Genomic DNA, 7675 nt, shown 5'->3' with positions numbered 1-7675 from the left:
TTGTCGCCAGTTTTCTGGTGTTTCTCGTACTGGGCGTGCCGGTTTCGTTCGGACTCGGCCTCGCTTGCGTGCTGACCTATCTCTATGAAGGGCTGCCGCTTGCCACCGCGATGCAGTCGATGGTGTCAGGCATCAATGCCTTCTCGTTTCTCGCCGTGCCGTTCTTCATCCTGTCGGGCGAACTGATGTTGCACGGCGGCATCGCGGATCGCATTCTGCGCTTCGCGCAAGCCACCGTCGGGCATTTCCGCGGCGGCCTCGGGATGGCAAATGTCGTTGCCTGTACGCTGTTCGGCGGCGTATCGGGTTCGCCGACGGCGGATACCTCGGCGATGGGCGGCGTCGTCATTCCGCTGATGAAGCGCGAAGGCTACAGCGCCGCCTATGCGGTCAACGTCACGACGCACGCCTCGCTCGCCGGTGCGTTGATGCCGACTTCGACCAACATGATCATCTATGCGCTCGCGGCGCAGGGGATTACGGGCATCGTCGCGGGCCATTCGGTGACGGGCGTATCGATCGGCGATCTGCTGTTCTCGGGCTTGTTGCCGGTGCTGTGGGTAATGGGCTTCGTGCTGCTCGCGGCCTACTGGCAAGCCGTCCGCTATCGGTTTCCGGTACGTTCGGACGGCAGCTCGGAGTTGCCGGTGTTTCCGGGATGGGGCGCGGTCGCCAAGTCGTTCGTCGGTGCCATTCCAGGGTTGTACGTGATCCTGATCATTCTGACGTGTGTGGCCAAGGGTATCGCGACGGCCACCGAGGCGGCGGCGATCGCGGTGGCGTACTCGCTCGTGCTGACGCTAGCCGTGTATCGCACGCTGACGCTGCGTAAGCTATGCGTGTGCCTTGCGCGCGCGACGCGCACGACGGGCGTCGTGCTGCTGCTCATCGGCGTGTCGAACATGCTGCGCTTCCAGATGGCGTATCTCGAGATTCCCGACGCGATCGAACATCTGCTCGAGCATGCGACGACGGTGCCTTGGTTGATGCTGCTGTATATCAACATCATTCAAGTGTTCCTCGGCACGTTCGTCGATATGGCCGCGCACATCCTGATCACGACGCCGCTGTTCCTGCCGATGGCGATGCATTACGGCGTGGGCCCCGTGCAATTCGGGATCATGATCTTGTTGAACTGCTCGCTGGGGCTCGTGCATCCGCCGATCGGATCGGTGCAGTTCATCGGCTGCGCGATCGGCGATGTGTCGATCGGCGAGACGACGAAAATCGCTTGGCCGTACTACCTGGCGATCTTCAGCGCGATCAATATCGTCACGTATTTCCCGTATTTCTCGACCTGGTTGCCGAGCCTGATCAATTCCCATCCGGTCTTTTGACGGCGGGAAATAAGTACTTCGAGGTGCGGGGACTGATCTCGATCCGCGAAACCGTGGATCGCCTTCAGCGTATCAATTGAACCGCCGTATGCGGAACCGCGCGAACGGTGGTGTGGGCGGGCTGAGGGGGTAACTCCTCACCCGACCTGATGGGGCCGGGCGCTCAGCTGGCAAGTACGGATCAGGAAGCGTGCCCGGGAGTGCGATGAATGCCGACTGAATCGCCCGTCGGCCGTCGGCCGTGCATCGACGCATCAACGCATCAACGGCCGTCTTTGAAGCGCGCGGCGAGTTGTTCGGCGCCGCGTCCGAGAATGCCGATGTCCGATCCCACCGCCGTGAACAGGCAACCCAATTCGATGTAGCGGCGCGCCAATGCCTCGTTCGGCGTGAGGATGCCGGCAGGCTTGCCCGTCGCGACGATGCGGCGGATGGTCTCTTCGATTGTCGCTTGCACCTCGGGATGCCCGATCTCACCGGTATGGCCGAGTGCGGCCGCAAGATCGCCCGGCCCGATGAACACGCCGTCGATGCCGTCCACCGCGGCGATGCGTTCGAGATTGTCGAGCCCCAGGCGGCTCTCCACTTGCACGAGTACGCAGAGCTCGCGCGCGCAGTGCTTCGCATAATCGGCGATCCGGCCGTAACCGGACGCACGGGGCGACGATGCATAGCCGCGCACACCCTCGGGCGGATAGCGCGTGAACGCGACGGCATCGCGCGCCTGCGCTTCGGTTTCGACGTAAGGAATCAATAACGTCTGCGCGCCGATATCCAGCACGCGCTTGATCGTCACCATGTCGTTCCAGGGCGGGCGCACGATGGGATGCGTGCCGGATGCCGCCATCGCTTGCAACTGCCCGCATACCATCGGCACTTCGTTCGGTGCGTGTTCCATGTCGAGGAGGAGCCAATCGAAGCCGGCGGCGGCGAGCAATTCCACCGACATCGCACTCGCAAGGCTGGACCACAGGCCGATCTGTTGTTCGCGCGCCGCGAGTGCGCGCTTGAAGCGATTGTCAGGGACGTTCATCGGTGGCTCCGGGTCGGATCGGACGAGGCTTGATCAGCGCGTTTCCGGGCTGATATCTTGCCGCGAAAAATCGAAGCTCGCGAAGCTGCCGCCTTGAAAGCGCTGGCCGATCGCGCTGATCGGGTTCGACTTGGCAAGAATCGCGGCTGCGTAGTCTTCCGCGTTTTGTCGCGGTTGATAGCCGAGGCGTGCCGCACCCGAGTTGTCCCAGTAGCTGCGCGTGTTCGCCGATACGCCCCATACGACCTCAAAGCCGAGATCGGGCGCGTGGATCGAACGATCGATCAGCTGGAGCAGATCGTCGAAGCCGAGCCAGGTGCTCAGGTGGCGGAACTCGGTCGGCTTTTCGACGCAGCTGCCGATCCGGATGCAGACGCTCTCGATACCGTGCTTGTCCCAGTAGAGGCGAGCGAGCCCTTCGCCCCACATTTTGCTGAGGCCGTAGAAGCCGTCAGGACGAAACTCGCAGTCAACGCCAAGTTTCGATTCGACCGGATGCATACCGATCGCATGATTCGAGCTGGCGAAGACAACGCGCTTTACGCCGTGGCGGCGCGCGCCGTCATACACTTCGACGAGCGCGCGCAAATTGTTTTCGATGATCTCGGGCAGCGGCCGTTCCACGCTCGTTCCGGCCATGTGGATCAGGACGTCGACGCCCGCAAGCAGCCGATCGACGACGGCGGCGTCCCGCAGGTCGCCATGCATGACATCTTCGCCTGCCACGATCGGCTCGAGCGGTTGGGAGCCGGCTGCGGATCTCAGGTCGACGCCGCGCTCGAGCAGCGCCTTACGCAATACGCGGCCGAGTTGGCCAGCCGCACCGGTCAATGCAACTTTCTTCACGATACGAATCCTTGTCGAAGGTTCAGAGAGGGGAATGCCCATCAAGCGGTCAGTGCGCCATGCGCTTCGAGCCATTCCGGGCACAGGCCCGGCGACGTGTTGGGTGCGATCAGCTTCCATGCAATGATCGCGCCGACGATGATGGAAAGGTGCAGCTTCTCGGTGAGCGTCGGAGCCGCGACGGCCAGCGAACTGCTGCCTTTCGCTTCCTTCGCGAGCTCGCTCAGAGATAGTCGGCAGTCCAGCCGAGCCCGGCAGCCGTCGTCGTGGCGGGCTTGTATTCGCAACCGATCCAACCGTCGTAGCCGATCTTCTCGAGATGGGCGAAGAGGAACGGATAGTGGATTTCGCCGGTACCGGGCTCATGGCGGCCGGGGTTGTCGGCGAGCTGCATATGGGCGATCCGCGGCAGATGCCGTTCGATCGTTGCGGCCAGTTCGCCCTCCATCCGCTGCATGTGATAGATGTCGTACTGCAAGAACACGTTATCGCTGCCGCTGCGCTCAATCAGATCGAGCGCTTGATGCGTGCGGTTGACGTAAAAGCCGGGGATATCGAACGTGTTGATCGGCTCGATCAACAGGCGGATGCCTGCAGCAGCCAGCGCTTGCGCGGCGAACTTCACGTTGGAGACGAACGTCTCGTACACCGTATCGGCGGCTACGCCCGCCGGGGCGATGCCGGCCAGCACGTTCAATTGTTTGCAGCCCAGTGCCTGCGCATAGTCGATGGCCGTGCCGACACCGTCCTGGAATTCGCCGACCCGATCGGGCAGACAGGCGATGCCGCGTTCTCCGCCCGCCCAGTCGCCAGCCGGCAGGTTATGCAGCACTTGCGTGAGGCCGTGCCGGTGCAACTGCTCGGCGAGCTCGTGCTTGTCGTAGGCATAAGGGAACAGGAACTCGACGCCTTTGAAGCCGGCATGGGCCGCTTGGGCGAAGCGGTCCAGAAAATCGACCTCGCCGAACAGCATCGTGAGGTTCGCGCAGAGTTTCGTCATTGCATGTCTCGTGGGGGAGCGAGCGTCCTGCCGGACCGGACGACGATGCCGATCGCTTGGAACGCGAAAGGCCGACGAGCAGTGCGTTTGGCGCGCGCCGCTAGGCAGGGACACGCACCCCACCGCCGACCATGTAAGACATCGTCGGCGATATTTTACAAGTTGTCAAGCAAGTGCGGTGGGCGTGGGCGTCAGGAACCGAACATGCGGCTCAGTGCACGTTCCAGGTGATCGCGCATGGCGCGGGTCGCGCGCGCCGGATCGCGCTGTTGGATCGCCTCGAGCACTTCCAGGTGCTCCTGCTGAACGAGCCGCTGGCGCTCGATCGACTTCACGAGCGACAGGTTACGCGACAAGTTCATGCTGAAGACCATCTGCTCTTGAATCGACGAGAGCCCTGCCACAAAAAATTGATTCTTCGATGCCCGCGCGACGGCGAGATGGAACGCGAAGTCGTCCTTTGCGCCGATGCCCGACGTCTCGACGATCGTTTGCAGGTTGTCCCATTCGTGGCGAATCGCGGCGATGTCTTCGTCGTCGGCCTTTTCAGCGGCGAGGGCGGCCGCCCCGGATTCGATCACGGCGCGGTACTCGTAGCAGCGTCGAATATCCGACAACGTCTCGAGCGGCGCGAAGCGGCGCACGTCCGGATCGGGGCGCCGCACGACGGTTGTGCCCGAGCCGTGACGCGTGGCGATGATGCCGTCCGCGCGCAATTGCGCGAGCGCTTCGCGCACGGTCGGCCTTGAAGTCGCGAACCGTTCCGCCAGCGCGTGTTCGGTGGGCAGCCGTTCCCCCTCCTTGTATTCGCCGTCGATGATGCGATTGAGGATGTCGCTGTATATGCGCGCCGGCATGCGCGGCGCCTTCTGCTCGGCCATTTGAGGGGATCTGCGATGAGTTGTCAGGAGTGTGGCCAATTGTAAGTCACGGCAGGTTGTAAATCATAGTGTGGTGGCCGATCATGCTTCATTCGTGCTGCCGGTGGCGCTCGACGGTCGCACATCGGATGCCGCTGATCGGCTGTGGTTGCGCGGCGCGTGGCTCGCCATCGCGGTAAGCAAAGCGCGCGGGCGGGGCAGCTACAGTGCTCCGGCGAACTCCGGCTCAGGCAGGCCCCGTACGCCGGGCGTCAACGCGAAGACGAAGCCGTCGTGCTCGCCCACCGTAGCGGGGCAGATCGTTGTCACGAACAGTGTGTCGAAGCCGGGGCCGCCAAACGCGCACATCGATGGCTTGGATGCGGGCAATGCGAGTTGGCGGTCGAGCCGGCCTTCCGGTGTAAAGCGCAGCAAGAGGCCCGCATCGTTGGCGCAGGTCCAGTAGCAACCGTCGGCGTCGATCGCGGCGCCATCGGGGCGGCCCGCGTGGTTGTTCAGATCGGCGAAGACGCGCCGGTTCGTGGGGACGCCGTCGTCGATGTCGTAATCGAAGGCCCAAACGAGCCGGCTCGACGGGTGCGAATCGGAGAGATACATCGTGCGTCCGTCGGGGGACCAGGCCAAGCCGTTTTGCGTGCATAGGCCGTCGACGATCGGTGCGGACAGACCCGAATGTGCGTCGTACCGATAAAGCTTGCCCGCGGGTTGAGGGGTGGTGGCGTCCTGCACCATTGTGCCGGCCCAGAAGCGGCCCTGACGATCGCACCGGCCGTCGTTGAAGCGCATGCGCTCGGCATCGTGCTCGACTTGTGCCAGGCGGCGTATCGTCGTCGTGCCATGGTGTGCGTGTGATGGTTCGGCGCGAGCCGCATCGGCCGACGGCTCATGCAGTTCGACCGCGAACAGCCCCGTCTCCAGTGCTCCCAGTACTGTACCGCTGCGGTCGAATGCGATACAGCCGACGCGCTCGGGCAGTCGCCATTCGGTGCGGCGTGCCCGCGTCAGCTCGTAGCGCACGAGCGTTTGCGCCGGAATATCCACCCAGTACAGCGCTTGCTGCGACGCCCGCCAGACAGGGCTTTCGCCGACGGCGCAGCGCCGTGCGCGGTGAGGCTCCAGGCGATGCGGCTGCGTCGTTCCTCGATCGTCGGTCATTGCGATTCCGTTGCCGTTCGCCGAGTGCTGCACCCGGCGAGTCTTGAAGATTGGGCGCCGAGGCTGACGTGGCGGGACGGGTGCCTCGACCTAAGTGCGGGTATTGTTGTTATACAACATGGTAATTGTCAATCATGTATCGAATGGATGGACGAGCGGCGATCGGCCGTTATTCGTGCCGCCCGTCGATCGGGAATTTCGCGATCGCCGACGCATCCCGGTTGGCCAATCCATTTTTCTGACCGCCTCGGCGATGCTGCGGTGTGCCGCGGCGAGCACCGGCAAAGCGCGGCCCGTTTCGGCGGCGGCTTCATCAAAACGGCGTCAGAATACAAGCCATCTAAAACTCGGATCGAGTACCCGTGTGCGCACGGTCGCCCGATCAGGACCTATCGAGACGCGCCATGCCCGACAGCCGCACCTACCCCATTGAAGCCAGAGCCTCGATTCGAGAACTGGCCGGATCGCTGATTCGAGAAGTCTCTAACAGCGGCATGGGCCGAACGGATGTCTTGCCGTTTTGGTTCGGGGAGTCGGACACGGCAACGCCCAGCTTCATTCGCGAGGAAGCCGCGCGTTCGTTGGAACAAGGAGAGACGTTTTACTCTCAGAATCTCGGGCGGCCGTACTTGCGGGAAAGTATCGCCACCTATCTTTCGGAGCTGCACGGCCGGGAGATCGAGGCGGATCGCATCGCCGCGATCAGTTCGGGCGTAACGGGCTTGATGATCGCGTCCGAACTGCTTTTATCCGCGCAGGATCGTGTTGTCGCGATCACGCCGCTCTGGCCCAACGTGTGTGAGATCCCGAAGATTCTTGGCGCTCAGGTCGAGCGGGTGCCACTGAGCGTGCGCGAGGGCCGATGGACGCTCGACCTGGATCGGCTATTGGACGCATTGACGCCCGGAACCCGCGCATTGATCGTCAATTCGCCCAATAATCCCACCGGCTGGACGATCGACGAGCAAAGCATCGACGTCGTGTTGCAACACTGCCGCAAGCATGGCATCTGGATCCTGTGCGACGACGTGTACGAGCGGTTGGTCTACGATCCGACGCGACGTTCGGCGCCATCGTTTCTCAAGCGCTACGAAGAGGGCGACCGGATTATCTCGGTCAACAGCTTCTCGAAGGCTTGGTCGATGACGGGCTGGCGCGCCGGCTGGATGGTCGTGCCGCGCGAACTCACGGCGGACTTGGCCAAGGTCATCGAATACAACTTCTCGTGCATATTCGAGCCGGTGCAGCGCGCGGCAGCGGTGGCATTGCAGCGGGGCGAGCCGGAAGTCGCGCGGCTCAGGGCGCGGCTGTCGGAGACGCGGGCGTTGCTGTCGAATGCGCTTCGAAAGCTTCCCGGCGTAGAGGTCCCTGAGGCGGGCGGTGCGATGTATGTGTTTTTTCGTATCGCGGGCTATGACGATTC

7 protein-coding genes are annotated in these 7675 nt (G+C 63.1%); 2 read left to right on the top strand and 5 right to left on the bottom strand.

The genetic code is table 11. The features are described from left to right. Positions 1-14 precede the first annotated feature (14 nt). Positions 15-1337, top strand: coding sequence for a TRAP transporter large permease (locus ACTHL0_RS07220; RefSeq protein ID WP_440565985.1), 1323 nt, complete (start codon positions 15-17; stop codon positions 1335-1337). Positions 1338-1599: 262 nt separating this feature from the next. Here ACTHL0_RS07220 and ACTHL0_RS07215 read toward each other — a convergent pair whose 3' ends face one another. The 5 genes from ACTHL0_RS07215 to ACTHL0_RS07195 form a co-directional block, all read right to left on the bottom strand. Beyond that, positions 1600-2370, bottom strand: a complete 771-nt coding sequence (locus ACTHL0_RS07215) for an HpcH/HpaI aldolase family protein (RefSeq protein WP_440565984.1) — start codon at positions 2368-2370, stop codon at positions 1600-1602. A 33-nt stretch (positions 2371-2403) separates the two neighbouring features. Then, positions 2404-3216, bottom strand: a complete 813-nt coding sequence (locus tag ACTHL0_RS07210) for an NAD-dependent epimerase/dehydratase family protein (protein ID WP_440565983.1) — start codon at positions 3214-3216, stop codon at positions 2404-2406. 223 nt (positions 3217-3439) lie between these two features. After that, positions 3440-4216: a hydroxypyruvate isomerase gene (hyi, locus tag ACTHL0_RS07205; RefSeq protein ID WP_440565982.1), complete on the bottom strand. Its 777-nt coding sequence runs from the start codon at positions 4214-4216 to the stop codon at positions 3440-3442. 191 nt (positions 4217-4407) lie between these two features. Then, positions 4408-5073 (bottom strand): FadR/GntR family transcriptional regulator, encoded by a 666-nt coding sequence (locus tag ACTHL0_RS07200; RefSeq protein WP_440565981.1) that lies wholly within the window; start codon positions 5071-5073, stop codon positions 4408-4410. A 225-nt stretch (positions 5074-5298) separates the two neighbouring features. Continuing rightward, positions 5299-6252, bottom strand: a complete 954-nt coding sequence (locus tag ACTHL0_RS07195) for an SMP-30/gluconolactonase/LRE family protein (protein WP_440565979.1) — start codon at positions 6250-6252, stop codon at positions 5299-5301. Positions 6253-6656: 404 nt separating this feature from the next. Between ACTHL0_RS07195 and ACTHL0_RS07190 the strand changes: the two genes are divergently transcribed. Next, positions 6657-7675: pyridoxal phosphate-dependent aminotransferase (locus tag ACTHL0_RS07190; protein ID WP_440565977.1), on the top strand; the 1019-nt coding region annotated here is incomplete at its 3' end.

The sequence above is a fragment of the Trinickia sp. genome (genome assembly GCF_051961175.1).
Lineage (GTDB): Bacteria > Pseudomonadota > Gammaproteobacteria > Burkholderiales > Burkholderiaceae > Trinickia.
Note: the sequence above shows the minus strand (reverse complement) of the source record. Positions and strands in the feature narration are given on the sequence as shown.